Source organism: Amycolatopsis sp. lyj-112 (assembly GCF_046549055.1).
GTDB lineage: Bacteria > Actinomycetota > Actinomycetes > Mycobacteriales > Pseudonocardiaceae > Amycolatopsis.
This window is the reverse complement of record NZ_JAJPWS010000002.1, coordinates 694,258-718,716: the sequence shown is the minus strand read 5'-3', so window position 1 is coordinate 718,716 and position 24,459 is coordinate 694,258. Positions and strand designations below refer to the sequence as shown.

Here is a 24,459-nt window from a genome sequence, read left to right as displayed (position 1 = left end):
CGCTAGGCGCCATGACTGAAATCCCCGCATCCGAGGGCGTGAGCCCCGACGAAGACCTGCCGGAACAGATGCGGGTGCGCCGGGACAAGCGCGACCGGATAATCGCGGAGGGTATCGATCCGTATCCGGTCGAGGTGCCCCGGACGCACTCGCTGGCCGAAGTGCGCGCGAAGCATTCCGACCTTCCGGTCGACACGGCCACCGGCGAGACAGTCGGTATCACCGGCCGGGTCATGTTCATGCGCAATACCGGCAAACTGTGTTTTGCAAGTCTCCGTGAGGGGGACGGCACCGAGTTGCAGGCCATGATCAGCTTGGCGAAGGTCGGTGCGGACGCACTCGCGGCGTGGAAGTCCGATGTCGATCTCGGTGATCACGTATTCGTCGAGGGCGAGGTCATCACCTCCAAGCGCGGTGAGCTTTCCGTGATGGCCGACTCCTGGCGTATCACGTCGAAAGCATTGCGCCCGTTGCCGGTCATGTACAAAGACCTGGCCGAGGAAACGCGGATCCGGCAGCGTTATGTCGACTTGATCGTGCGTCCCAAGGCTCGGGACGTGGTCCGTACTCGCGCCGGCGTGATGCGTTCGCTGCGTGAGTCGTTTCACGGGCGTGGATTCCTCGAGGTCGAGACCCCGATGCTGCAGACGCTGCACGGTGGCGCGGCGGCACGGCCATTCGCCACGCATTCGAATGCCTTCGACCTCGACCTCTACTTGAGGATCGCACCTGAGCTGTACCTCAAGCGCTGTGTGGTAGGCGGTATCGAGAAGGTCTTCGAGATCAACCGCAACTTCCGGAACGAGGGCAGCGACTCTTCGCACTCGCCGGAGTTCGCCATGCTGGAGTACTACGAAGCGTATGCGACCTATGACTCCAATGCGGTGATGACGCGGCAGCTCATCCAGGAAGCGGCGCAGAACGTTCTCGGCACTCAGGTGGTCACTCTGGCCGACGGTTCGGAGTACGACCTCTCCGGCGAGTGGACCACACTCGGAATGTACGAGTCGTTGTCCGAGGCGTTGTCGGAAGAGGTCACTCCCGAGACATCGGTGGACAAGCTCCGTTCCTATGCCGATGCGCGGGACCTTGAGTTCGACCCAAAGTTAGGCCACGGCAAACTCATCGAGGAACTGTGGGAACACCTCGTCGGAGATCATCTCCACGAACCCACTTTTGTCCGTGATTTTCCGGTCGAGACATCCCCGCTGACCAGGCAACACCGGAGCAAGCCCGGGGTGGCCGAGAAGTGGGATCTGTACGTGCGCGGATTCGAACTGGCCACCGGATACTCCGAGCTGGTCGATCCCGTGGTCGAGCGTCAGCGTCTGGTGGAACAGGCTCGGCTGGGTGCGCAGGGCGATAGTGAGGCCATGAACCTGGATGAGGATTTCCTCCGGGCACTCGAGTACGGAATGCCGCCGAGCGGTGGTGTCGGAATGGGGATCGACCGGTTGCTGATGGCGCTGACCGGCCTTGGTATCAGGGAGACCATCCTGTTCCCGCTCGTACGACCGGAATAACCCGTCCGCGTGACAGATACCTCGATCGTTCTCGTTAACAAGATTTGCGTTATGTCTCGGTAGCGGGTATTAATGTCGCTAGACAAAGTCTTCTGTCCGGGGCATGCCCCGTACCAGATCAATCGTGTAAGCCCCCAGCAGGAGGAAACAGATGGCACAGAAGGTGCTCGTCTCGCTCGTTGACGACCTCGACGGCAGCGAGGCGGAAGAGACCGTTGAGTTCGGACTCGACGGCGTGAGCTACCAGATCGACCTTTCCTCGGATAACGCGGAAGAGCTTCGCGACGCGCTGGCCCAGTTTGTGGAGCACGCCCGTCGTGCGGGTGGCCGTAAGCGCACCGCCATTCGTCCGGTCGCCGGCGTGAAGGCCGCAGCCCGCCCCGCGACCGTCGACCGCGAGCAGAACCAGGCCATTCGCGCCTGGGCCCGCAAGAACGGCTTCCAGGTTTCCGACCGTGGACGTATCCCGTCCGAGGTCGTGGAGGCCTACCACAAGAAGAACTGAAGGTCTTTCAGACCCTCGAGCCGCCGGGAACTATTCCCGGCGGCTTTCTTGTTCTTGTACACGGTTCAACCGGGCGTACTCCGTGGGCGGTCGTCCGGTCACGGAGCGGAAATCCCGGATGAAGTGTGCTTGGTCGCTATAGCCCAGCTCGGTCGCCAGTTCTGCGTAGTCCGGCTCTTCCCCGGTCGCGATCCGTGCCGCCGCTTCGTTCAACCGGTATACCTGAATCGCCCATTTGGGGGCGGCACCGACATGTTCGGCGAACAGGCGTTGCAGGCTTCGCTGAGACAAGCCCGTTCGGCTTGACAGCTCGCCGACCCTGGTAATGGCCGGATCGCCCGCGATTGTTTCCACCGCTTCGATGGCCGACCGCGCCGCGGCGGTGAGCTCGGGGTGATTCGCGAGGAGCAGTTCCTCCACCGCGCGGACCATTTCGAAGTCGTTCGTCGCATTGCGTACCGATTCCGTCACTCCCGCGGCGCCGGGGAAGAGATCGGTGAGCGGAACGGAACGGCCGGAGATCATCGTGACCGGTCCGGTGAGGAATGCCCGGAAAGCCCCGGGCCGGAATCGCACGCCGATACCTTGGTCCGCGCCTTCGACGACGTAGCGGAAAGGTCGTTTCCCCGGTCCGGAGGCCCCGGCCGCGTCCCGGAAGAACGTGACGTTCACCGCGAGGTTCGGCAGGACCACCTGTTCATGCGGCGGGCCGCCGGTCAGATCCCAGCGCAGCAGCCAATGGTGATCCACGAACGGCCGCAGTCCCGGCGCGGGCGAGTGCCGGGCGAGGCTGAACTTGGTGCTCGCCTCCCGCGCGTTGACGATCCCCGCCGGGATCCGGTGTCCGCTCACCCGCTCAACCTAACCGTGTCGCGTTTCTTCTAGACAGTGCGCCCGTGCCCGTGAATTCATGCCCTTATGTCCGAACACGCTGCCCTGATCGCACCCGCCGCCCGAGAGTTCACCGGAATCCTGCGCGGGATCGGCGAGGCCGACCTCGCCGCCCGTACCCCGTGTGCCGAGTACGACGTCCGCTCGCTGCTGAACCACCTTCTCTATTGGGGTCCCTGGCTCGAAGCCGCGGGGAGCAAGGCGCCGCCGCCCGCGGTGTCGACCGGCGAGGCGGAGGCGGGGCTCGTCGGCGAAGGCTGGCTCGGCGCCGTCGAGAAGCAGACCGCGAGGCTCGTCGAGATCTTCGGAGCGCCCGAAGCGTGGCAGGGCATGACGGCGCTCGGTACCGCGGAGATGCCCGCGTCGATCATCGGGGACATGGTGCTCGGCGAGTTCGTCTTCCACGGCTGGGATCTCGCCCGCGCGACCGGACGCTCGCTCGACGTCGCACCCGAAGCGGCCGAAGCCGTTCACGCGTCCGCCGAGGCGATGGGTGACCGGGCGCGTGCGATGAAGGTGTACGGCGAAGAGGTGGCCGTTGCGGACGGTGCAACGGCTTTCGCTCGCGCGTTGGGTGTTTCAGGACGGAACCCGGACTGGAACCCCTAACTCTTTCCGCGGATTCGCGGACAGCCGTCGCATTCCGATTCCGCGGGCAGCAGATAGGAGAAACAGCAGCTTTCGCGGTTTCTCGTCCACTCACGGTGTCCGTCGGGCCCAGGCGCCAGTCGCAGCTTCGACGCCGACGTCAGCGGCGGGAACCGTGCGTCGAGGACGAGCGCGGCGTCCGCGACCCCGGCGCCCTCGGCCTCCGGGGTCCCTCCCAGCCGCCCCGCCGACCACAGCGCGTTGTCGAGCGCGTCGGTGGCGGCCGCCCACGCCTGCCGGCGCCCGAGCCTCGTCATCGGCCCGTAAAGCCGGATGAACCTGCTCGCGTGCGCGAGGAACCGGGCGCGCAGGAGCGCCGCCAGGGCACGCTCGTCGCGGACGACGGTCGCCCCCGGATGCCCCGAACCCGGGTCGGTCGGCAGGCAGGAGAACTCCTCGCCGAGGACGGCGACCGACTCGGGATGCGGCCGGTCGTCGCCGATCCGGAACGCGAGCCCGGACGGCGTCAGCGCCGGCACGCGGCGTTCGTGGTGCAGGAGCATCGCGCCCGCGTATGCCGGGACGTGCAGGTACCAGGACAGGATCCAGCTCGCGGAGACGCGCTCGGGGATCCCGGCGGCCTCCGGGTACCGCCGGGCCAGCCAGCCGTCGAGCCGTTCACGCCATCGGGCGAGACGATCCGGTTCGTCGAGCAGGTCGCCGCAGCCGACCCAGCCGGGCTCGTCGCCCGGCACGTGGCCGCGGAGGCCGGCGTCGTCGTGGGTCCGCGTGATCCGCTGGAGTGAGGCGCGCAGGCCGTCGTCGACGTCGTGGGAGGACCGCTGAAGATGCACCCGGCTCCCATCATTAGGTTCGGCTAACCTTACATACGGTCCGTTACTACTCCGGACGGGTGTCCACCCTCTGGGCTGTCTCTTGTGAACCTGCATGTTCGCGCTCAGCGGACAAGGCACCTTCGGCGGAATCCGAGGGCGCATTCGCACGTTGGGCTTGACGTAAAGGTGCAGGGCAACCGGAAGATGAAGGAGCGCACGGCCGAAGAACGGCCAGGGCGCGAACGGGCCGCAATCAGCCGTAGTGGTACGCCAGCGCGACCGCGTGGCTACTAGAGTGGTCTCACGGTGCTGAATCCATCGCGGTGAAAGCACGATGGAAACGGGCCGCCGTCGCAGCAGTCGAGGGAGTGCACATGTTTGAGAGGTTCACCGACCGCGCGAGGCGGGTGGTCGTCCTGGCCCAAGAAGAAGCCAGGATGCTCAACCACAACTACATCGGCACCGAGCACATCCTCCTGGGTCTGATCCACGAGGGTGAAGGTGTCGCCGCCAAGGCGCTGGAATCGTTGGGCATCGCGTTGGAGGGCGTCCGCCAGCAGGTCGAGGAGATCATCGGCCAGGGGCAGCAGGCCCCGAGCGGGCACATCCCCTTCACCCCGCGGGCCAAGAAGGTGCTGGAGCTGTCACTGCGCGAAGCGCTGCAGCTCGGCCACAACTACATCGGCACCGAGCACATCCTGCTCGGGCTGATCCGCGAAGGAGAAGGCGTCGCCGCGCAGGTGCTCGTCAAGCTCGGCGCGGACCTCAACCGGGTGCGTCAGCAGGTGCTGCAGCTGCTCTCGGGCTACCAGGGTGGCAAGGAGTCGACCGAGACCGGCTCCGGACGCGGTGAAGGCACCCCGTCGTCGTCGCTGGTGCTCGACCAGTTCGGCCGCAACCTGACCGTGCAGGCCCGCGAAGGCAAGCTCGACCCGGTCATCGGCCGTGGCAAGGAAATCGAGCGGGTCATGCAGGTGCTGTCGCGGCGCACCAAGAACAACCCGGTCCTGATCGGTGAGCCCGGCGTCGGCAAGACCGCCGTCGTCGAAGGGCTCGCGCAGAACATCGTCAAGGGCGAGGTCCCGGAGACGCTGAAGGACAAGCAGCTCTACACCCTCGACCTCGGCTCCCTGGTCGCCGGCTCCCGGTACCGCGGTGACTTCGAAGAGCGCCTCAAGAAGGTGCTCAAGGAGATCAAGACCCGTGGCGACATCATCCTGTTCATCGACGAGCTGCACACGCTCGTCGGCGCGGGTGCCGCCGAGGGCGCGATCGACGCCGCGTCGATCCTGAAGCCGATGCTGGCCCGTGGTGAGCTGCAGACGATCGGCGCGACCACCCTCGAGGAGTACCGCAAGTACATCGAGAAGGACGCCGCGCTGGAACGACGCTTCCAGCCGATCCAGGTCGGCGAGCCGTCGCTCGAGCACACGATCGAGATCCTGAAGGGTCTGCGCGACCGGTACGAGGCGCACCACCGCGTCTCCATCACCGATTCGGCGCTGGTCGCCGCCGCCACCCTGGCCGACCGGTACATCAACGACCGCTTCCTGCCGGACAAGGCGATCGACCTGATCGACGAGGCCGGCGCCCGGATGCGCATCCGCCGGATGACCGCGCCGCCGGACCTGCGCGAGTTCGACGAGAAGATCGCCGACGTCCGCAGGGACAAGGAGTCCGCGATAGACGCGCAGGACTTCGAGCGCGCCGCCCGCCTCCGTGACGAGGAGAAGACCCTCCTCGGCCAGAAGGGTGAGCGGGAGAAGCAGTGGAAGGACGGCGACCTCGACGTCGTCGCCGAGGTCGACGAGGAGCAGATCGCCGAGGTCCTCGCCAACTGGACCGGTATCCCGGTGTTCAAGCTCACCGAGGAGGAGACCACGCGTCTGCTCCGCATGGAGGACGAGCTGCACAAGCGGATCATCGGCCAGGAGGACGCGGTCAAGGCCGTCTCCCAGGCGATCCGCCGTACCCGCGCCGGTCTGAAGGACCCGAAGCGCCCCTCCGGTTCGTTCATCTTCGCCGGCCCGTCCGGTGTCGGTAAGACCGAGCTGTCCAAGGCGCTGGCGGCGTTCCTCTTCGGCGAGGACGACGCGCTCATCCAGATCGACATGGGCGAGTTCCACGACCGCTACACCGCTTCGCGGCTCTTCGGTGCCCCTCCGGGCTACGTCGGCTACGAAGAGGGTGGCCAGCTGACCGAGAAGGTGCGGCGCAAGCCGTTCTCGGTGGTGCTGTTCGACGAGATCGAGAAGGCCCACCAGGAGATCTACAACACCCTCCTGCAGGTCCTCGAAGACGGTCGGCTCACCGACGGTCAGGGTCGTACGGTCGACTTCAAGAACACCGTGCTCATCTTCACCTCGAACCTCGGTACCTCGGACATCTCCAAGTCCGTCTCGCTCGGGTTCTCCCAGAGCGGCGATACCGCGAACCGGTACGAGAAGATGAAGCAAAAGGTCAACGAGGAAATGAAGAAGCATTTCCGGCCTGAGTTCCTGAACCGTATCGACGACATCATCGTCTTCCACCAGCTGACCAAGGATCAGATCATCCAGATGGTCGATCTGATGGCGGCACGGGTCGAGAAGCAGCTCAAGGCCAAGGACATGGACCTGGAGCTCACGCCTAAGGCCAAGGCACTGCTGGCCAAGCGCGGCTTCGACCCGGTGCTGGGCGCGCGGCCGCTGCGTCGCACGATCCAGCGCGAGATCGAGGACCAGCTGTCGGAGAAGATCCTGTTCGGCGAGATCCAGGCCGGCCAGATCATCCTGGTCGACGTCGAAGGCTGGAGCGACGAAGAGGGCGAGAAGGACGACAAGGCGCACTTCGTCTTCCGCGGCGAAGCACGTCCCTCGTCGGTCCCGGACGCCCCGCCGGTCAGCATCGGCGCCGGCTCCGTCGAAGAGAGCGGTGAAGCCGAGGCCGAGTAGGTCCCGGTAGTTCCGGAAGTGCCCGTCGCGGGTTTGCCGCGGCGGGCACTTTTGCGTGTTCGCCTTCCAATCACGCGAGTTACGTGTCCAGTCACGTGAGTTCGCCTTTCCCGCACAGAGAGCTCGCGTGCGTGGATGGCGAACACGTGTGATCAGACGGCGCTCTCGCGTGATCAGGCGCGTAACTCGCGTGATCGGTGGACGTGAGACGATGCCCACCGGGTCCGGGAGGGGGACAGGTGGACGTTCTGGCGATCGATTTCGGTACCTCAAGCACGGTCGGGGTGCTCTCGATCCAGGGCAGGGGGACGCAGGTCGTCGAGATCGACGGTTCGGTGACGATGTCGTCGGCGATCTACGTGGACAAGGACGACACGGTCTTCGTCGGCCGTGACGCCGAACGCCGGGCTCGGCTGGATCCGAGCCGGTTCGAGGCGAATCCCAAGCGGCGTATCGACGAGGGTGCGCTCCAGCTCGGTGACGTCACCCTCCCGATCGCCGACGCCTTCGCCGCGGTGTTGCGCCGTGTCGGCGAGGAGGCCGAGCTGCTTCTTCAACGCCCTCCCGCGCAGGTGCGCATTTCGCATCCGGCGGGCTGGGGCCCGGATCGCAAGCAGATCCTGCGCGACGCCGCCCTCAAGGCCGGTTTCGGTACCACGCTGCTGGTTCCGGAGCCTGTCGCCGCTGCCGCGCATTACGCCTCCCTCGACCACGGCCAGCGTCCGCCCGGCCCGATCGCGGTGTACGACCTCGGGGCGGGCACTTTCGATTGCGCCGTCGTCGGCGTCAGCAGCCAGGGGTTCGCGGTGCTCGCCGAGGACGGCCTGCCGGACCTCGGCAGTCTCGACATCGACCAGGCGCTGCTGGTGCACATCGGGCGTGAGGTGTCGCATTCCGATCCCGCGGTGTGGCAGCGGGTGCTGCGCCCGCAGTCGGTCGGGGACCGCCGGACGCGCCGCTCGTTGCTGCAGGATGTCCGTGACGCCAAGGAAAGCCTGTCCCGCCATCAGCAGACCGAGATCCCGATGCCGGAGCCGTTCGGCGACGTACGGGTGACGCGGACGGAACTCGAGGCGCTCGTCCGGCCGAGTTTCCTGCGCAGCGCGGAACTCCTGGCCGCCACCATTCACCGCGCCGGGCTGACCCCGGGCCATCTCGGCGGTGTCTACCTCGTCGGCGGGCCGAGCCGGATGCCGTTGCTGGCGAGCCTGCTGGCGAACCAGCTCAGGGTCACGCCGACGACGCAGGACCAGCCGGAGACGGCGGTCGCGTTCGGGCTGCATCACGTGCCGGCGGGCGGCGAGGACTCCCAGCTGACGGTGCCCGCGTTCGCCCCGGTCGCGCGGCCGGTCCAGCACCAGCCACAGCCCGTCCAACAGCAGTCCGTCCAACAGCAGCCCGCCCAGCCGCCCCGCAGGCCGCTGCCACCGCGCTGGACACCGCCCGCGTCGCCCCCGCCGGGCCGCGACTGGCGGAAACCGACGGCGTACGGCGTCATCGTGCTCGCCCTCGCCGCGATCGTCACGACGGTGGTCCTGCTGAGCGGTGGTGAGGAGGAGCCGGTCGCGGGCCCGAAGACGGCCGAGCCGGTCAAGCAGGTGTCCTGCGATCAGCCGGGGCCGAAGGACACGAACGGGTTCACGGACTGTCTCCGCCGCATCGCCGCCGTCATCCCGCAGAAGGCCGACTGCCAGGACGCGCCGAACGCGGCCGCCACGATGAGCGCTTCGTCGGCGGTCACCTGCGTGTTCAAGAACGACGAGGCGTCGAACGCGATCAACTACTACCAAGGTGTCGCGATGACCGGCCTGGAGGACGCGGCCCGGCGGCAGATGACCAAGGGCGACGTCGCGGAGGGCACTTGGGCGGCGGGAGGGCTGAACGGCCGCTATGTGGCCGGTGCGGGCAAGAAGAGCGGCATCGTGCTCTTCGGGACCGGCGACGCCCCGCTGAGCGCGATGCTCGTCTCCACGCGCCGCGACGGGACCGCGAGGACCACCGCGGAGATGGTCGACTTCTTCACCGCCCAGCTCAAGCCCTGATCGCGATAGCCTGTTTCCATGGAAGCCATCTGTGACCTGGCCGAACTGGAACGGGTCGTGGGGAGCAGACAGCTGCCGGTGATGATGAAATCCATCGACAGGCTCGACCCGCACTGTGTCGCGCTGCTCGGCCGCGCGCCGGTCGCCGTGCTCGGGTACGCCGGGGACGGGCCGAGGGCCGCGGTGATCGGCGGAGCCCCGGGCTTCGCGGTCCCGGAGACGCCGACGCGGTTGCGCCTGCCGATGCCGCCGGACGCGGTGAAGGGCACCGGCGCCGCGTTGCTGGTCCTGCTTCCGGGCTGGCGCGAGACGTTGCGGATCAACGGAACCGTGGACGACGGCGGCCTCGCCGTCGAGGAGGCGTTCCTGCACTGCGGCAAGGCGGTGATCCGGTCGAACGTCTGGGGTCCCGCCACCCCGTCCGGGAACGACGCCACCGAGACCACCGAAAAGGGGCTCGGGCCCGCCGCGGTCGCCTTCCTCGCCACCGCGCCGCTGACGGTGATCACCTCGCGCGACGCCGACGGCCAGGCCGACGCGAGCCCCAAGGGCGATCCGCCCGGGGTCATCCGGCCGATCGGGCCGTCGACCGTCGCGATCGCCGACCGGCCCGGCAACCGCCGCACCGACACCTTCCACAACGTCCTCGAACGTCCTGACGTGGCGATCGTGGCCGTCGCGCCCGGCGACGACCGCGTCCTCGAGATCACCGGCACCGCGAGCGTCAGTGCCGATCCCGCGCTGCGCGAGTCGATGGCCGAACGCGGCCGCACACCCAAGGCGGTCCTGCTGATCGAGGTGGCGCATACGCGGCTGACGGACAGCGCCGCGGTGCGCGACGCCCGTCTCTGGGACGCCGGACAGCACGTCGATCCCGAGGAACTGCCCAAGCCGGCCACGATCTGGACCGACCACGTCAAACTCAACGAGACCACGGGTGTCGCCGCGAAGCTCCTGCGGAAGATGGCGGGCGAGCGGATGATGCGCACCGCGCTCGCCGTGGACTACCGGCAGAACCTGTACTGAGTCAGTGCAGCGTGCCCGCCGACGTCGACAGATCCTCGGTGACCGAAAGCGCGGTGTCCACGATGATCCCCAGCGCCTCCGCCGCGCGATGCACCGCGAGGCTCGGCGACGTCGTCCGCGCGGCTTGCTCCGGCGTGTACGGCACATGCACGAAACCGCCGCGTACACCGGGGAAGTCGTTGTCCAGCAAGTGCATCAGGCCGTAGAAGACCTGGTTGCACACGTACGTCCCGGCCGTATGCGAGACCGACGCGGGAAGCCCGGCGTCCTTGATCCCCGCGACGCACGCTTTCACCGGCAGAGTGGTGAAGTACGCGCTCGGACCGCCGGGGATCACCGGGACGTCGACGGGCTGTGAGCCCGCGTTGTCCGGGATCCGCGCGTCGATCAGGTTGATCGCGACCCGCTCCGGGGTGACGTCGGCCCGGCCGCCCGCCTGCCCGACGCAGAGCACCAGTTCCGGCCGGTACTCGTCGATCGCGTCGCGCAAGGTGATCAGCGAGCGTGAGAACACGCACGGCAGCTCGACGGCCACCGCGTCCCGCCGCCGGCCGGTGAGCAGGGAAACCGCATGCCAAGACGGGTTCACCCGCTCACCGCCGAACGGTTCGAAACCGGTGAGGAGCACTGACGTCATGCCTCTCACCCTAACGTGTGAACCCGCTCAGGAGACCGGCTTGAGATCCCCCGGATACAGGAACTCGGGCGCCGGCTTGATGTTCCCGTAGAACCACGCGTCGAAGAAGCCCTGGAGGTTCTTGTGCGCGACGCGTTCGGCGAACTTCTGGAACTCCGGCAGGCTCGCGTTGCCGTCGCGGTGCAGCGCCGGCCACGTCCGCAGGATGCGGTCGAACGGCTCCTGGCCGATGTAGTTCTTCAGCGCGTGCAGCGCCACCGGTCCCTTCGAGTACACGTAGGTGAACTCGTTGCCGGGCCCCATGTCGTAGAGCTTTCCGGCCCAGAACCTGTCGGACGCCTTCTGCACCGCGGAGAGGTACCGCGCCTTGAGGTCCTGTCCCGACTTCGCCTCGGACCACAGCCATTCCGCGTAGGAGGCGAAGCATTCGTTGAGGCAGACGTCCTTCCACTTGTCGACGGCGACCGAGTCGCCCCACCACTGGTGGGCGTTCTCGTGCACGATCGTCGGGACGTTGCCCGCCGCGCCCGAGTAGATCGGACGGCTCAGCGTCTCCAGCGAGAAGCCGATCGGCTCGGCGAGGAAGATGCCGCCCGCGGCGTCCACCGGGTAGCGCCCGAACTTCGACGACAGGAAGTCGATGATCTCCGGCAGCCGCGCCTCGGCCTGCTTGGTCTCGGCGGGGGTGCCGGGGGCGTAGGCATTGACGACCGGGGTGCCGTCGGACAGCTTCGTCCGCTCGAACTCCCACTTGTCGATCGCGACCGTCGTCATGTACGGCACGGCGGGCGTTTCCTCGGCCCAGACGAACGTGGTGTCCTTGCCGCTCTTGAACTGCCCGCGCTCGCGGCCGTTGGAGATGACACTCCATTCGGACGGCACGGTGACCGCGAGGTGGAAGGTCGCCTTGTCCCGCGGGGTGTCGTTGACCGGGTACCAGGTCGTCGCGGATTTCGGCTCGCCCGCCACGAAGGCGCCGCCGGACTTCGCGTACTGCCAGCCGTTCTCGCCCAGCGCCGGATCCTCGATCGGCTGTGGGGAACCGTGGTAGGCGATCTCGGCGGCGAACCGCTCGCCGTTGCGCAGCGCGCGGGACGGGGTGATCACGAGTTCGTGGTCGCCGGTCCGGGCGAAGGTCGCCTTGCGGCCGTTGACCTTGACCGAGTCGACGGTCAGCCCGTGCAGGTCGAGGTTGAACGAACTCAGCGCCTGGGTCGCCCGGCCGGTGATCGTCTGCCGTCCGGTCAGCTGCTTGGTGGCCGGTTCGTAGCCGATCTTCAGGTTGTAGTCGGCGACGTCGTAACCGCCGTTGCCATCCTGCGGGTAGTAGCTGTCGCCCGCGCCGTCGGCACCGGGGCGGCCAGGTGCCGCGGTGGCGACGCCGGTGCCGAAGACACTCCCGGCCAGAACGGCGGCGATGACGACCGCACTCCGGTATTTCAAGCGCCGGTACCTCATTCACGCTCCCAGTCGATCGGCTGTTGCTTCTGGCCGAAACGTAGCCCGGGGACGCCGCCCGGCCGCCCGGAAAGCTCCTTCGTGCCCGGATAATCCCCACTTCCGTCGCCTGGTCGGGCTACTCGGTCGCGGGTTCTGGAAGGCTGGGGGGCGTGCGTGTGACGCTGCTGGGCCCGGTCGGGGTGGAAAGCGGTGACGGCACCCCGGTCGACATCGGCGGTGTCCGTCTCCGCATGCTGCTGGCCAGGCTCGCGCTCGATCCCGGCCGCCCGGTGCCGGCGGCCGCCCTGATCGACGGGCTCTGGGGCGTGGAACCGCCCGCCGACGCCTCGAACGCGCTGCAGTCGCTGGTCTCACGGCTGCGCAAGGTCCTACGCGCCGACGACGTCACGCTCGACTCCGGGCCGGGCGGTTACCGGCTGGACGTCGGCCGCGAAGACGTCGACGTGCTCCGTTTCGAGCGGCTGGCCGCGGAGGGCCGCGCCGAACTGGCGGCGGGCCGGGACTCCGGTGCGGCCGAGATCCTCGCCGAAGCGCTCGGGCTGTGGCGCGGCGACGCGCTGGCCGATGTGCTCGAAGCCCCCTTCGCGCAGGCCCCGGCGACCAGGCTGGAGGATCTGCGCCTCGAAGCCGTCGAAGACCGCTTCGAGGCGGAGATCCGGCTTGGTGGGCACGCCAGGGTCCTGCCCGACCTCAAGGAGGCGGCCGCGCGGAACCCGCTGCGGGAACGCCTCGCCGGGTTGTGGATCCGGGCGCTGTGCGCCGCGGACCGTCAGCCGGACGCCCTGGCCGTCTACGAGGACGTCCGTGCGGCGCTGGCCGATCAGCTGGGTGTCGATCCTTCGGCGGACCTGCGGGAGACCCACCTGGCCGCGTTGCGCGGCGAACTCGGCCCGCCGCCCGCGGCCGCCGATCATCTTCCGGTCCGGCTGACCAGTTTCGTCGGCCGTGACGACGAGCTGAAACTGATCGCCGAACTCCTCGCGGGAGCGCGGCTGGTGACGCTGGTCGGGCCCGGCGGCGCCGGGAAGACCCGGCTGGCCACCGAGGTCGCGACGCGGCATCCGGCGCACGCCCGCGGGCGGGTGTGGTTCGTGCCGCTCGCCGGTGTCCGCGACCCTGGAGACCTGCCGGGCGCGGTCTTCGCCGCGCTGGAGCTGTGGGACCTCGGCCTGTCGCACGGCGGTGACCCGATGCGGCGGCCGTCGGATGCGCTGGCCCGGGCCGTGGAGGCACTGGGCGCCGGTGAATCGGTGCTGGTGCTGGACAACTGCGAGCACCTGATCGACGCGGCCGCCGATCTGGCGAACACCCTGCTGCGGCGGGTACCGACCCTGCGGATGCTCGCGACCAGCCGTGAAGCGCTCGCGATCGACGGCGAGACGCTGTGCCCGCTCGGTCCGCTGTCCGTTCCGGAAGGGACACCGACCGTCTCGCAGGCGGCCGAAGCGGGCGCGATCCGGCTGTTCGTCGACAGGGCGATGGCGGTGCGCCCGGACTTCGTCCTCAACGAGTCCACTGTGGACGATGTGGCGCAGATCTGCCGACGGCTGGACGGGATGCCGCTGGCACTGGAACTGGCCGCCGCACGGCTGCGCTCGATGACCGTCGCGCAGATTTCCCAGCGCCTCGACGACCGGTTCCGCCTGCTCACCTCGGGCAGCCGGACGGCGTTGCCGAGACAGCGCACGCTGCGCGCCGTCGTCGAGTGGAGCTGGGATCTGCTCACCGACGCGGAACGCCTGCTCGCCAGGCGGCTTTCGGTGTTCGGGGCCGGAGCCGAGGTCGAAGCGGTCGAAAGCGTCTGCGCCGGAGAAGGCCTGCCGGCCGAAGACGTCCTGTACGTCCTCGGATCGCTCGTCGAGAAGTCCATTGTGGACGCCATGGCCGGAGAGGGCGGCGAGCCCCGCTACCGCATGCTGGAGACCATCCGCGCCTATGCGGCGGAACGTCTGGACGAGGCCGAAGAGCGCGAACAGCTGACGAAGGCGTATCACCGTTACTACGCCCAGCTCGCCGAGCGGCTGGAGCCGTTGCTGCGGACGGCGGATCAGCTCACCGCCATCTCGCGCTACGACGCCGAGCACGGCAATATCGTGACCGCACTCCGCCAGGCGATCGACGCCGACGACGTGGAGATGGCAGCGCACCTGTTCAGTGGCACGTTCTGGTACTGGATGATCAAGGGGGACAGCGACCGGGCCGAGTCGTTCGTCAACGAGATACTCACCTTCGGCGAACGCCTGGAGGAGGATTTCGCCGCCGCGTTCCGGGCGATCCGCGCGATGATGGCGATGGTGCCCGGCGTCGGGAGCGCCGAAGAAGGACTCGCGCTCATCGACCAGTGCGTGCGGACGAACGCCACCGAGCGGTTCGCCGGGCTGGCCCTCGGCTTGCCGATGCTCGCGTTCTTCTGCCAGGACCGGGAACTCGCCCTCCGCGAGGTGGAGCGGGTGCTGGCGAAACCGGACCCGTGGACCCGCGCCGCCGGTTCGTGGGCGCAGAGTTTCATCCTCGCCGACCAAGGGGACGTCGCGGGCGCGGAACGGGCTAGGGATCGGGCCTTCGAAGGGTTCTCGGCCGTGGGCGACCGCTGGGGTACCGCGATGGCGGTGGGTATGAAGGCCGGCGACATCTCGATGACGGGCGACCACGAGACCGCGCTTTCGCTGTACCGGCAAGGCCTCGACCTCGCGCTCGAACTGGGCTCGCAGGACGACGTGATCCAGCAGCGCTGGCGGATGGCGACGGAGTACGCGCGGGCGGGCGATCTCGAAACGGCGATGCGGGAGATGCGCGAGGCGGAGCGATACGCGCACGACACGGGCAACGACCAGCTGGCGGTGATGGTGCTGGTCGGCAAGGCCGATGTGCTGTGCCGCGCCGGTCGCGTGGACGAGGCCCGCGAGGTCGCCGCCCGGTTCCGGGAACTGATGGACAAGGTGCCGCTGCCGGGCATGTTCGGTACGGAGTTCGGCGGTCTGATCGACTCCGAGATCGCGCTGGCGGCCGGAGACCTGGAAGCGGCCGGGCGCGCCACCGCGCTCGTCGTGAGTTCCACCGCGGATCGCGGCGACATGCCCGACCTCGGGCGGGCGGTCGAGATCCTGGGGCTGATCCGGTTCCGGCAGGGGCGGCCCGGGTCCGCCGTCCGGCTGCTCGGCACGGCGAAGCTCCTCCGCGGCACGCTGGACGTCGGCGAGCCCGATATCCGGCAGCTGATCGACGACCTGCGCGAGCACTTCGGCGAGGAGCGCTACGAAGCGCTCCTCGTGGCCGATGCCGCCCTGTCCCGTGCCGAGCTGATTTCCTGGCTCAGGTTCGAAGCGAGCGCGTGAAGGCCCCCTTCCCTCGGCTCAACCGAGGGAAGGGGGCCTTCACGCGCGTTCCCCCTGACCCCCGTCAGACGCGCTTTCGGTAAGCCCAGGTGGCGAGCGGGAAGAAGACCGCGATCGCGGCCGCCATCCAGATCAGCGAGCCGGTCAGCGGCCCGGCGATCGGCCCGCCGTTCATCAGCCCACGCAGGACGTCGGACATCTGCGTCACCGGGCTGATGTCGGCCCACGCCTTCAGCCAGCCGGGCATGGTGCCGGTCGGGACGAACACGTTGCTGCCGAAGGTGAGCGGCATCAGCACCACGAACATCAGGCCCTGCACCGCGCCGGGGCTCTTCACCAGCATCCCGACGAACACCGACGCCCAGCAGAACGACAGCGCGAACGCGATGACCAGCAGGACGGCTAGCGCGAACTCCGCCGGTCCGGTCTGGATCCGGTAGCCCATGACCGTCGCGACGATCATCAGCACGGTGATGCACACCAGGTACCGCACGATATCGGCCAGCACGGCGCCGATCAGGGGTGCGGACCGCGAGATCGGCATCGCCCGGAACCGGTCGAACACGCCCTTGGTGACGTCGGTGTTGAGCGAGACGCCGACGGTCATGCTGGCCTGCAGGATGTTGAACACCATGATGCCGGGCACGATCATCTGAAGATAACCGTCGGTGCTGCCCATGATCGCGCCACCGAAGAGGTAGACGAACATGACCAGGAAGATGATCGGCGCGATGGTGACGTCGGCCAGCTGTTCCGGGTTCTTGCGGATCTTCAGGATGCCGCGCCAGGCAAGGGAAAGCCCGTGCTGGACGCCGCTGGACAGTGAAACGCGCCGTGGCGCGGGTGCTGCGATGGTGGTCATACCAGGCTCCCTTCCGGAGTCGTGTCCTTTGTGGACTCGTCGGCCCGCTTGCCGGTCAGTGCGAGGAACACCTCGTCGAGACTGGGCAGCCGCAGCGCCAGCTCGTCCGCGGTGATCCCGGCGTCGTCGAGCTTCCGGACCAAAGTGGACAGCAGGACCGGGTCGGACACGGGTGCGGTGAGCAGCCCGGTGTCGTTGTCCCGGTGCGGCCGGACGCCGGTGAGCCCGGCCAGGATGCGCTCGACGGCGTCGAGGTCGGCCGGCGCGGTCGGCCGGACCTGCAGGGTCTGCCCGCCGGTGCGCCGCTTGAGCTCGTCGGCCCGCCCGTTCGCCACGACGAGGCCGCGGTCGAACACGGTGATCGTGTCGGCGAGCTGATCGGCCTCTTCCAGGTACTGCGTGGTGAGCAGCACCGTCGTCCCGTCCCCGACCAGCCTCCGGATCACCGCCCAGACCTCGTTGCGGGCGTGCGGGTCGAGCCCGGTGGTCGGCTCGTCCAGGTAGAGCACCCGCGGGTTGCCGACCAGGCTCGCGGCCAGGTCGAGGCGCCGCCGCATACCGCCCGAGTAGGTCTTGATGGACCGCCCGGCGGCCTCGGTCAGCTCGAACCGCTCCAGCAGCTCGGCCGCCCGCTTCTTCGCGTCCACCCTGGACAGTTCCAGCAGCCTGCCGATCAGGACGAGGTTCTCCGTGCCGGAGAGGTCCTCGTCGACCGAGGCGTACTGCCCGGTCAGGCCGATCAGGCTGCGGACCGCCATCGGGTTCTTGACGACGTCGTAGCCGAACACGCTCGCGTGGCCGGAGTCCGGCCGGATCAAGGTGGCCAGGATCCGGACGGCGGTCGTCTTCCCCGCGCCGTTCGGCCCCAGCACCCCGACCACCTTGCCCGCCGGCACCTCCAGGTCGACCCCGTCGAGCGCCTTCGTCTCCCCATAGTGCTTGACCAGGCCCTCGGCCCTGATCGCGTGAGTCATGTTTCCTCCTGTGGATCTCGCCCCGGGGTCAAAGATGCGCCTGACGGCTGGCAGACCGCGCACAGCGCGCTGGCAGACGCTGATACGCGCTGGTAGGCGCGGCGTGAGGAGGTTGTGGAGGTGTTGTGGAGACCGACGGCACCCCGCCGGTGATCGGCATACTCGACGTCATGGTGATCGAAGAACGGCCGCCGGTGGCGGTCCGCCGGACACATGGGGGCGCCCGGGGGAAGCTGGTCGGCGGGCTGCTCATCGGGGCGGTCGTGCCGTTCGCGGTGCTGACGGCGCTGCGGCTGGTGGGGTACGACGGCAACACTTACACGATCGCGGCGCTGGCCCTGACGCCGTACGCCGGCATCGCGACGCTGGTGCTGGCGATGCTCGCGCTGGGCCTGCGCCGCTGGTGGACGGGGACGGTCGCGCTGGTGCTGACCTTCACGATCGCGGCTCTGGTGCTGCCCCGCGCGTTCGAAAACGAGCAGAAGGCGCTCGGCGGGAAGCACGTCCGGGTGATGGCGTCGAACATGCTCGGCGGGGGCGCCGACCCGGACAAGATCGTCGGCTACGTGAAGGAACACCAGGTCGACGTCCTGAGCCTGACCGAGATGACGCCGGAAGCGGTCACGGCGCTGGATCGCGCCGGGCTGTTCCAGCTTTTGCCGTTCCATGTCCTGCACCCGGGCGAGTGGGCGGTCGGCTCCGGACTGGTGTCGAAGTACCCGCTCACGCCGCTGAAGCTGAGCGGCGATTCGAACCGCAAGCAGCCGAGCGCGAGCGTCGACCTCGGCGGCGGCGTGCGGATCGAGGTCGTCGCGGTCCACCCCTCGGCGCCGATGTGGGACAGGCACGAGTGGGTCGCCGAGGCCAAGGACCTGCCCTACGCCGACGCCGAGCACGACATCCGGATCCTGGCGGGCGACTTCAACGCCACCTTCGACCACTCGCTCTTCCGCGAGCTGCTGACCAGGGGCTATGTCGATGCGGCCGATCAGAAGGGCAGCGCGCTTTCGGGGACCTGGACGAACGGGATCGTGCCGTCGGTGCCGATCGACCACGTCCTGGCGGACAAGCGGGCCGCCATCGCGGACTTCAAGGTGCTCGAAACGCCGGGCAGCGACCACGACGCCGTCTACGCCGAGATCGTCCTGCCCTAGCTGAGCAGGGCGTCCAGCGCCTTGAGGGTTTCGAGGCCGTTGCTCGCGAGGGAGACGCCGCGGTCGTGCCGGATCTGTGGCTCCCGCGGGTTGATCCGGATCAGCTTGCCGGTCGCGGCGCTGGCCAGTTCCGAGTAGCGCCGTACCGTCGGCACGGCCTGGCCGGCGCCGAGTTCCACCACGACGAGGTCGCGATGCGCGCGTCGCCACGCGGTGAGTTCGTCGAGCTGGGCCTGGCTGCGTCGTTCCTGCCAGTCGTAGTCGCCGAACATCAGGATGTTGGGCCGCGCGAGCCCGCCGCAGCGCGGGCACGACGGCAGCGGGGCCGTCGCGCGCATCGTGTCCTCGTCGAACGGGACGTCGACGTCGTCCGCTGCCCAGATGTCACCGCTACACCGGGCGAGGCACTGAAGATGGTGGATGGACCCGTGCGCCTCGGCCACGTGCGGGTAGCCCGCCTTCTGGAACTGTCCGTCCACATTGGACGTGAACGCGCGGACGCCGCCGGGCGTCCGCGAACCCCAGGACAGCAGGAGCCGGAACCCCTCGTGCGGGACGGTTTCGCGGTACAACGCGAGCCGGTGCCCGTAGAAACCCCAGGCCAGCCCGGGATCGTCGGCGAAATGCCGCGGGTCGGCGAGTTCGACGAAGCTGATGCCCAGCCGCTCGTACGGCGGATACGCCTTCCAGAAACCTTCGTCGCCCCGGAAATCGGGCAGGCCGGAGTCGACGCCCATACCGGCGCCGGCGCAGACGAGCAGCGCGCCGGCGCCGTCGATCAGCTCCGCGGCCCTGGCGAGATCACTCACCCGGCTTCGAAGCCTGGACGACCTCGAATTCCAGCAGGTTCGCCCCGCTGGAGACCGGCTTCGCGCGCTCGCCCGCGTGCGCCTCACGCGCCGGGCCCGACGCCCACGCCTGGTAGGCCTCTTCGGACTCCCACTTGGTGTAGACGAAGTAGCGCGTCTCCCCGGAGATCGGGCGGAGCAGCTCGAAGCCGAGGAAGCCGGGCTGGTTGTCGACGGCGTGCAGCCGCGCGGCGAACCGCTTCTCCAGCTCAGGGCCTGCGCCTTCGGGGACCTCGATCGCATTGATCTTCACGACTGCCATGCCGCCAGCCTACGGCGAAACTCTTTCGCGCCGCGATGTGATGCGCGGGACCTTGCGGCGACCCCCTAGCCGGACCGCCATTAGAGGACTACTTGCGTACTTGGAGCACACGCCATTAGAGGACTAAACGCGGCGACAGGTGGGCGGCGCCGGGTGAAGGGCGAGTTCCCTCGGCTGAGCCGCGTGAAGGGGGCCTTCACGCGGCACGGCGGTGATGGCTGAGGCCAGTGGGGTGGATGCGGCAGCGAGTCATGCCGTGAAGGACTCCTTGCCTACCCTCAAGGTAGTGAAGGGGGCCTTCACTACCTTGGACCGCACGCCATTAGAGGACTAAACGCGGCGGACCGGTGGGCGGCGCTCAGCCTCGCAGGGTGCCTGGCAGCAGTTCGGCGTCGGCCGGGATCGCCGTGCCGTGGAACCAGGCGTCGAAGAACGGCCGCAGGTCCTGTCCCGAAAGCTTGATCGTGAACGCCTCGAAGTCCGCCCACGACGCGTTGGCGTTCCGGTGCGCCGCCGGCCATTCCTTCATCAGCCGGGCGAAAGCCCCTTCGCCGATCTTCCGCCGCAATGCGTGGATCGCGAGGATCCCCTTGTCGTAGACACCGTGGAATTCCTTCCCGACGCCCATGTCGACCAGCTTCGGCGCCCAGAATTCGGCGCTGCCCCGCATGATCTCGAGCGCGGCGCGGTAGCGGTCGTCGAGGTTCTCACCGTCCCGCGATTCCTGCCACAGCCATTGCGCGTACGACGCGAGGCATTCGTTGAGGCAGATGTCGGACCACGAATTCAGCGTCACCGAATCGCCGAACCACTGGTGTGCGGTTTCGTGCACCACGGTGATCAGGTCGGCCCATTTCGCGTAGGTCGGCCGGGTCTGGGTCTCCAGCGAGAAGTGGATGTCCTCGTTCAGGTAGATACCGCCGGCCGCGTCCACCGGATACGGCCCGAATTTCGAGCTCAGGAAACTGATGATCTCCGGCAGCCGCCTGCCGCTGTCCCGCCTGTCCTCCGCGCCCGGCGCGTACGCGTTGACCAGCGGGGTGCCGTCCGGCAGCGACATCCGGTCGACGGTGAACTTGTCGATCGCCACCGTGGTCAGGTAGGCCGCCACGGGCGTCCGTTCCTGCCACGACGTCGTGGTCCAGCCGTTCGCCGAGGTCTTCTGGATCTCGCGGCCGTTCGAGATGACGGTCCAGCCGTCGGGGACGCGCGCGTTGAGGTTGAACATCGCCTTGTCGCGCGGGGTTTCGTTGACGGGATACCAGAAGGACGCCGAATGCGGCTCGCCGACGATGAACGCGCCGCCGGCCTTCGACTTCTGCCAGCCGTTCTCGCTGCCGCCCGCGCGCGGCGTCGTCGACGGGTCTCCGCCGTAGACGACCTTCGTGCGGAACGTCGTGCCGTTCCGGATCGGCTCGGCGGGCGTGATGACCAGCTCGAACTCGCCCTCGCGAGTGAACTTCGCCGGTTTTCCCTCCACTTCAACGAATTGGACCTCTAAGCCGCGTAAGTCCAAGTTGTACCGGTTGAGGTCCTGAGTGGCCTTCGCGGTGACCGTGGTGTCGCCGTCGAGGCGCCCTTTCGCCGGGTCGTAGGTGATCCCGACCTGGTATTCGACCGCGTCGTAACCGCCGTTGCCGTCCATCGGGTAGTAAGGGTCGCCCGCGCCGGAGGCGCCCGGCGCCGGGTTCATCGGCGGAGGCGGAGGGGGCGCTGCCGGAGGATCATCGGAGCTGCAACCGATAATCAGGGCGCCGACCACCCCGAGAACCAGACCGGCGGCGGGGACACGGCTGCGCATGGAGGGGAGCTTAGTGGTGATTCACCGCGACGGGTTGATCACTTTCGGCGGCGATGGACCACCGATCGTCCTCCTGCACGGGTTGATGGGCCGGGCGACGACGTGGTGGCGGGTCGCGCGGCGACTCGAACCGTACGGGCGGATCCACGGTCTCGACGCGCGCGGGCACGGCCGCGGGCCGCGCGGCGGGCCCTGGCGCACCGAGCGGTTCGCCGAGGACGTGGCCGCGGTGCTGCGCACGTTCGACGAGCCCGCGATCCTGATCGGACATTCGATGGGCGGCCTGCACGCCTGGGTCACCGCGGCGACGCATCCGGACCTGGTGCGTGCGGTGGTGTGCGAGGACTTCGCGCCCGACCAGCGCGGCCGGACCGTGGACGAGTGGCGCGGCTACTTCGACTCGTGGCCGGTCCCGTTCCGCTCCTTGGCACATGTGCGCGAGTTCTTCGGCGACACCGGCGACTACTTCGTGGAATGCGTCGAGGAGCGCGAAGACGGCTACCACCTGATCGCTTCGCTGCCGGACCTCTACGAAATCGCGGCGGAATGGGGTCGGCGGGATTTCTGGGAGTACGTCGAGCGCGTCAAGTGCCCGCTGCTCGCCATCGAAGGCGAGCGGACGGCGATGCCGCACGGGCAGCAGGCCGAACTGGCGGCCCGCGTACCCGGCGGCCTCGGCCGCCACATCGTCGTCGAGGACGCCGGGCACGTCGTGCACGAAGAAGCACCGGAGACCTACCTCGGTGCCGTCGAAGCGTTCCTCTCCGACGTCCTCGCCTAGCGCCCTGCCGCAATTCGTCCTCTAGTTGCGGTAGTACGCGCTACGAACTAGCGCAACTAGAGGACGAGTTGCGCCTTCAGGGCGTGCAGATCGGTGCCGGGCCGCACGATGAGCGGCCAGACGTCGGAGCCGAGGAACCCGGTCTCGTCGGTCGCGGCGGTCGCACCGCAGGCGTCGCGCATCAGCCCGTTCCGGGCCGCGACGGCGGCGACGGCGTCCTTTGTGGACGGACCGAACACGCCGTCGACCGGCACGGCGAAGCCGCGCTCCCGCAAGAACTCCTGCGCCATCCGCACCCGCGGTCCGGTGTCCCCGGGCTTGAGCAGTGGCCACTCCGTCAGATCCGCCCTGGACGACGCCGAGCCCAGCAGGGTCCCGACCGCGGTGCGCAGTTCCGGAAGCCGGTTGTACAGCACGGTGCCCGGGCATTCGGTCGAGTTGAAATCCCGGTGTCCCTTGATGAACTCCGGCGCGATCCCGTACTGCGACGCGATGTACGCGACCATCTTCACCAGCGAGTCCCACAACGCCGGTGTGACGTCCTCGGTGCTGTAGAGGCCCTCGTTCTCGATCCCGATGCAGGTGCTGTTGTTGTTGCCCACGTTCGCGCCCTGCACATGCCGAGTCCCGCCGCGCAGCACGTCCAGGCTGCGATGACGGCCTTCGGTGATGTGCCCGCCGCGGCTGTTCGTGAACTGCTGGCCGCTGTCCACCCAGCCGCGTGTGTCCATGTGGAAGTTCTGGATCGCCCGCGACGCCCAGAAGGCGTGTTCGAGCGTGTAGTCGGTGACGTTGCCCGGATCGACCGTGTGGTGCACGACGATGTACGTCGGCTTGTGGTTCTCCACCACGATCGATCCGTTCGGCGGCCGCGCACTCCATGCGGCCGTTCCGTGGATCTGCGGTTCTTGTACCGCGGGCGCCGCAGTCGCGGCGGAAACCATTTGTGTCCCCAGTAGCCCGACGGCGCTTACCGTCAGGCCGCCCTTGAGAGCGGTACGTCGGTCGAAGTCGGCCATGGGCGATGCTCCCGTCGTGCGCTTTGGCCGGAAAGCTAACCCGCCACCGCGCCGATGACAACCATTGACCAACTTTTGTCGTAATGCGTTAGTGTTCGCCAGGGAGGGCGAACAGGCCGTTCCCGGTCTGTTCGAGCAGGCCGTCGACCAGCAGTGAGTCGAGGCAGCGGTCGCGCTGCCCGGATTCGTGCCACACCAGATCGAGGCGCGCTTTCTCAACGGGCCCTTCGGTTCCCCGCAGAACGTCGAGCAGCAGCCCGCGCACCTGGCGGTCGGTCCCGGCGAACTTCTGCACCTGTTTCGCGGGCCCGGCGTAGGCCGGTTTGCCCGCGTGCTGCCATGCGCAATCGTTGTAGATCGGGCAGTCCGCGCACTGCGGCGAACGGGCGGTGCAGACCAGCGCGCCGAGTTCCATCAGTGCCGCCGAGAACCGGGCGGCCGGCGCGTCTTCGAGCGGCAGCAGGACCTCGACGTCGGCCATGTCGCGGGTGTTCGACGGCGGCCCGGCGTCACCCGCGCCGTGCACCGCCCTGGCCACCACTCGCCGGACGTTCGTGTCCACCACCGGCGCCCGTTTGCCGTAGGCGAAGGCCGCGATGGCGCGGGCGGTGTACGCGCCGATGCCCGGCAGCGCGAGCAGAGTGTCCACATCGGACGGTACGACGTCGCCGTGTTCGGCGGCGATGACGGCCGCCGCGGCGTGCAGCCGCAGCGCGCGGCGCGGGTAGCCGAGCTTGCCCCAAGCGCGTACGACCTCGCCCTGCGACGACGCCGCCAGCGCCGAAGGCACCGGCCAGCGCGCCATCCACTCGAGCCAGATCGGCTGGACGCGCACGACCGGCGTCTGCTGCAACATGATCTCGCTGACCAGCACACCCCAGGCGGTGCACTCCGGCTCACGCCAGGGCAGGTCGCGCCCTGCTTCGCCGAACCACTCGGTCAGTACATCCGCGTCGACGCCCACCCGGCCAGCTTAAAACC

General features: G+C 68.4%; 19 protein-coding genes and 1 pseudogene. 9 read left to right on the top strand and 11 right to left on the bottom strand.

Annotated features, from left to right (window positions below):
• Positions 1–11: 11 nt before the first annotated feature.
• Both lysS and ACLJRL_RS10220 read left to right on the top strand, forming a co-directional pair.
• Positions 12–1,523, top strand: a complete 1,512-nt coding sequence (gene lysS / locus ACLJRL_RS10225) for a lysine--tRNA ligase (RefSeq protein ID WP_410655843.1) — start codon at positions 12–14, stop codon at positions 1,521–1,523.
• Positions 1,524–1,674: 151 nt separating this feature from the next.
• Complete coding sequence (locus ACLJRL_RS10220) at positions 1,675–2,028, top strand: histone-like nucleoid-structuring protein Lsr2 (RefSeq protein ID WP_410655842.1); 354 nt, start codon at positions 1,675–1,677, stop codon at positions 2,026–2,028.
• 7 nt (positions 2,029–2,035) lie between these two features.
• On the opposite strand, the pseudogene ACLJRL_RS10215 reads toward ACLJRL_RS10220, so the two are convergent.
• Positions 2,036–2,880, bottom strand: a pseudogene (locus ACLJRL_RS10215) (helix-turn-helix domain-containing protein).
• A gap of 66 nt (positions 2,881–2,946) precedes the next feature.
• Between ACLJRL_RS10215 and ACLJRL_RS10210 the strand changes: the two are divergent.
• Positions 2,947–3,528 (top strand): TIGR03086 family metal-binding protein, encoded by a 582-nt coding sequence (locus ACLJRL_RS10210; RefSeq protein WP_410655841.1) that lies wholly within the window; start codon positions 2,947–2,949, stop codon positions 3,526–3,528.
• Here ACLJRL_RS10210 and ACLJRL_RS10205 read toward each other — a convergent pair.
• A complete protein-coding gene (locus ACLJRL_RS10205; protein WP_410655840.1) occupies positions 3,525–4,361 on the bottom strand; it encodes a (2Fe-2S)-binding protein in 837 nt (278 codons plus the stop codon). The two genes, ACLJRL_RS10210 and ACLJRL_RS10205, sit on opposite strands and share 4 nt — an antisense overlap.
• Before the next feature lie 356 nt (positions 4,362–4,717).
• Between ACLJRL_RS10205 and ACLJRL_RS10200 the strand changes: the two genes are divergently transcribed.
• The 3 genes from ACLJRL_RS10200 (at position 4,718) to ACLJRL_RS10190 (ending at position 10,344) form a co-directional block, all read left to right on the top strand.
• Positions 4,718–7,276 carry an ATP-dependent Clp protease ATP-binding subunit gene (locus tag ACLJRL_RS10200; protein WP_410655839.1) on the top strand — a complete coding sequence of 853 codons (2,559 nt, stop codon included), beginning with the start codon at positions 4,718–4,720 and terminating at the stop codon, positions 7,274–7,276.
• Positions 7,277–7,515: 239 nt separating this feature from the next.
• Positions 7,516–9,318: an Hsp70 family protein gene (locus ACLJRL_RS10195; RefSeq protein WP_410655838.1), complete on the top strand. Its 1,803-nt coding sequence runs from the start codon at positions 7,516–7,518 to the stop codon at positions 9,316–9,318.
• 18 nt (positions 9,319–9,336) lie between these two features.
• A complete protein-coding gene (locus ACLJRL_RS10190) occupies positions 9,337–10,344 on the top strand; it encodes a pyridoxamine 5'-phosphate oxidase family protein (RefSeq protein WP_410655837.1) in 1,008 nt (335 codons plus the stop codon).
• A gap of 1 nt (position 10,345) precedes the next feature.
• Here ACLJRL_RS10190 and pcp read toward each other — a convergent pair whose 3' ends face one another.
• Positions 10,346–10,981: a pyroglutamyl-peptidase I gene (gene pcp / locus ACLJRL_RS10185; protein WP_410655836.1), complete on the bottom strand. Its 636-nt coding sequence runs from the start codon at positions 10,979–10,981 to the stop codon at positions 10,346–10,348.
• Positions 10,982–11,008: 27 nt separating this feature from the next.
• A complete protein-coding gene (locus tag ACLJRL_RS10180) occupies positions 11,009–12,424 on the bottom strand; it encodes a M1 family metallopeptidase (protein ID WP_410656163.1) in 1,416 nt (471 codons plus the stop codon).
• A 167-nt stretch (positions 12,425–12,591) separates the two neighbouring features.
• Here ACLJRL_RS10180 and ACLJRL_RS10175 point away from each other — a divergent pair, with 167 nt between their 5' ends.
• Positions 12,592–15,777: a BTAD domain-containing putative transcriptional regulator gene (locus ACLJRL_RS10175; RefSeq protein WP_410655835.1), complete on the top strand. Its 3,186-nt coding sequence runs from the start codon at positions 12,592–12,594 to the stop codon at positions 15,775–15,777.
• A gap of 64 nt (positions 15,778–15,841) precedes the next feature.
• Here ACLJRL_RS10175 and ACLJRL_RS10170 read toward each other — a convergent pair whose 3' ends face one another.
• Entirely contained in the window at positions 15,842–16,639 is a 798-nt protein-coding gene (locus ACLJRL_RS10170; RefSeq protein WP_410655834.1) for an ABC transporter permease, read from the bottom strand.
• Complete coding sequence (locus ACLJRL_RS10165) at positions 16,636–17,613, bottom strand: ATP-binding cassette domain-containing protein (protein WP_410655833.1); 978 nt, start codon at positions 17,611–17,613, stop codon at positions 16,636–16,638. Before ACLJRL_RS10165 ends, ACLJRL_RS10170 begins: the two co-directional genes overlap by 4 nt.
• A 125-nt stretch (positions 17,614–17,738) precedes the next feature.
• Here ACLJRL_RS10165 and ACLJRL_RS10160 point away from each other — a divergent pair, with 125 nt between their 5' ends.
• Entirely contained in the window at positions 17,739–18,767 is a 1,029-nt protein-coding gene (locus tag ACLJRL_RS10160; protein WP_410655832.1) for an endonuclease/exonuclease/phosphatase family protein, read from the top strand.
• Here ACLJRL_RS10160 and ACLJRL_RS10155 read toward each other — a convergent pair.
• The 3 genes from ACLJRL_RS10155 to ACLJRL_RS10145 all read right to left on the bottom strand — a co-directional run bounded on the left by ACLJRL_RS10155 (position 18,764) and on the right by ACLJRL_RS10145 (position 21,678).
• On the bottom strand, positions 18,764–19,576 hold the full coding sequence (locus ACLJRL_RS10155; protein WP_410655831.1) for an SIR2 family NAD-dependent protein deacylase: 813 nt from the start codon (positions 19,574–19,576) through the stop codon (positions 18,764–18,766). The two genes, ACLJRL_RS10160 and ACLJRL_RS10155, sit on opposite strands and share 4 nt — an antisense overlap.
• The gene (locus tag ACLJRL_RS10150; protein ID WP_410655830.1) at positions 19,569–19,877 is read right to left on the bottom strand and encodes an antibiotic biosynthesis monooxygenase family protein; all 309 of its coding nucleotides are present in this window, start codon (positions 19,875–19,877) and stop codon (positions 19,569–19,571) included. Before ACLJRL_RS10150 ends, ACLJRL_RS10155 begins: the two co-directional genes overlap by 8 nt.
• 358 nt (positions 19,878–20,235) lie before the next feature.
• On the bottom strand, positions 20,236–21,678 hold the full coding sequence (locus ACLJRL_RS10145) for a M1 family metallopeptidase (protein ID WP_410655829.1): 1,443 nt from the start codon (positions 21,676–21,678) through the stop codon (positions 20,236–20,238).
• On the opposite strand from ACLJRL_RS10145, the gene ACLJRL_RS10140 reads away from it, so the two are divergent.
• Positions 21,677–22,459: an alpha/beta fold hydrolase gene (locus ACLJRL_RS10140; protein ID WP_410655828.1), complete on the top strand. Its 783-nt coding sequence runs from the start codon at positions 21,677–21,679 to the stop codon at positions 22,457–22,459. The genes ACLJRL_RS10145 and ACLJRL_RS10140 overlap by 2 nt on opposite strands.
• Before the next feature lie 56 nt (positions 22,460–22,515).
• Here ACLJRL_RS10140 and ACLJRL_RS10135 read toward each other — a convergent pair whose 3' ends face one another.
• Both ACLJRL_RS10135 and ACLJRL_RS10130 read right to left on the bottom strand, forming a co-directional pair.
• Positions 22,516–23,478 carry an N-acetylmuramoyl-L-alanine amidase gene (locus tag ACLJRL_RS10135; RefSeq protein WP_410655827.1) on the bottom strand — a complete coding sequence of 321 codons (963 nt, stop codon included), beginning with the start codon at positions 23,476–23,478 and terminating at the stop codon, positions 22,516–22,518.
• A gap of 88 nt (positions 23,479–23,566) precedes the next feature.
• Complete coding sequence (locus tag ACLJRL_RS10130; RefSeq protein ID WP_410655826.1) at positions 23,567–24,442, bottom strand: A/G-specific adenine glycosylase; 876 nt, start codon at positions 24,440–24,442, stop codon at positions 23,567–23,569.
• Positions 24,443–24,459 lie beyond the last annotated feature (17 nt).

Excerpts from the sequence above, each read along its gene's own strand:
- lysS (WP_410655843.1), top strand. The coding sequence starts at position 12 with ATGACTGAAATCCCCGCATCCGAGGGCGTGAGCCCCGACGAAGACCTG.
- ACLJRL_RS10220 (WP_410655842.1), top strand. The coding sequence starts at position 1,675 with ATGGCACAGAAGGTGCTCGTCTCGCTCGTTGACGACCTCGACGGCAGC.
- ACLJRL_RS10210 (WP_410655841.1), top strand. The coding sequence starts at position 2,947 with ATGTCCGAACACGCTGCCCTGATCGCACCCGCCGCCCGAGAGTTCACC.
- ACLJRL_RS10200 (WP_410655839.1), top strand. The coding sequence starts at position 4,718 with ATGTTTGAGAGGTTCACCGACCGCGCGAGGCGGGTGGTCGTCCTGGCC.
- ACLJRL_RS10190 (WP_410655837.1), top strand. The coding sequence starts at position 9,337 with ATGGAAGCCATCTGTGACCTGGCCGAACTGGAACGGGTCGTGGGGAGC.
- pcp (WP_410655836.1), bottom strand. The coding sequence starts at position 10,981 with ATGACGTCAGTGCTCCTCACCGGTTTCGAACCGTTCGGCGGTGAGCGG.
- ACLJRL_RS10170 (WP_410655834.1), bottom strand. The coding sequence starts at position 16,639 with ATGACCACCATCGCAGCACCCGCGCCACGGCGCGTTTCACTGTCCAGC.
- ACLJRL_RS10165 (WP_410655833.1), bottom strand. The coding sequence starts at position 17,613 with ATGACTCACGCGATCAGGGCCGAGGGCCTGGTCAAGCACTATGGGGAG.
- ACLJRL_RS10150 (WP_410655830.1), bottom strand. The coding sequence starts at position 19,877 with ATGGCAGTCGTGAAGATCAATGCGATCGAGGTCCCCGAAGGCGCAGGC.
- ACLJRL_RS10140 (WP_410655828.1), top strand. The coding sequence starts at position 21,677 with ATGGAGGGGAGCTTAGTGGTGATTCACCGCGACGGGTTGATCACTTTC.
- ACLJRL_RS10145 (WP_410655829.1), bottom strand. The coding sequence starts at position 21,678 with ATGCGCAGCCGTGTCCCCGCCGCCGGTCTGGTTCTCGGGGTGGTCGGC.
- ACLJRL_RS10135 (WP_410655827.1), bottom strand. The coding sequence starts at position 23,478 with ATGGCCGACTTCGACCGACGTACCGCTCTCAAGGGCGGCCTGACGGTA.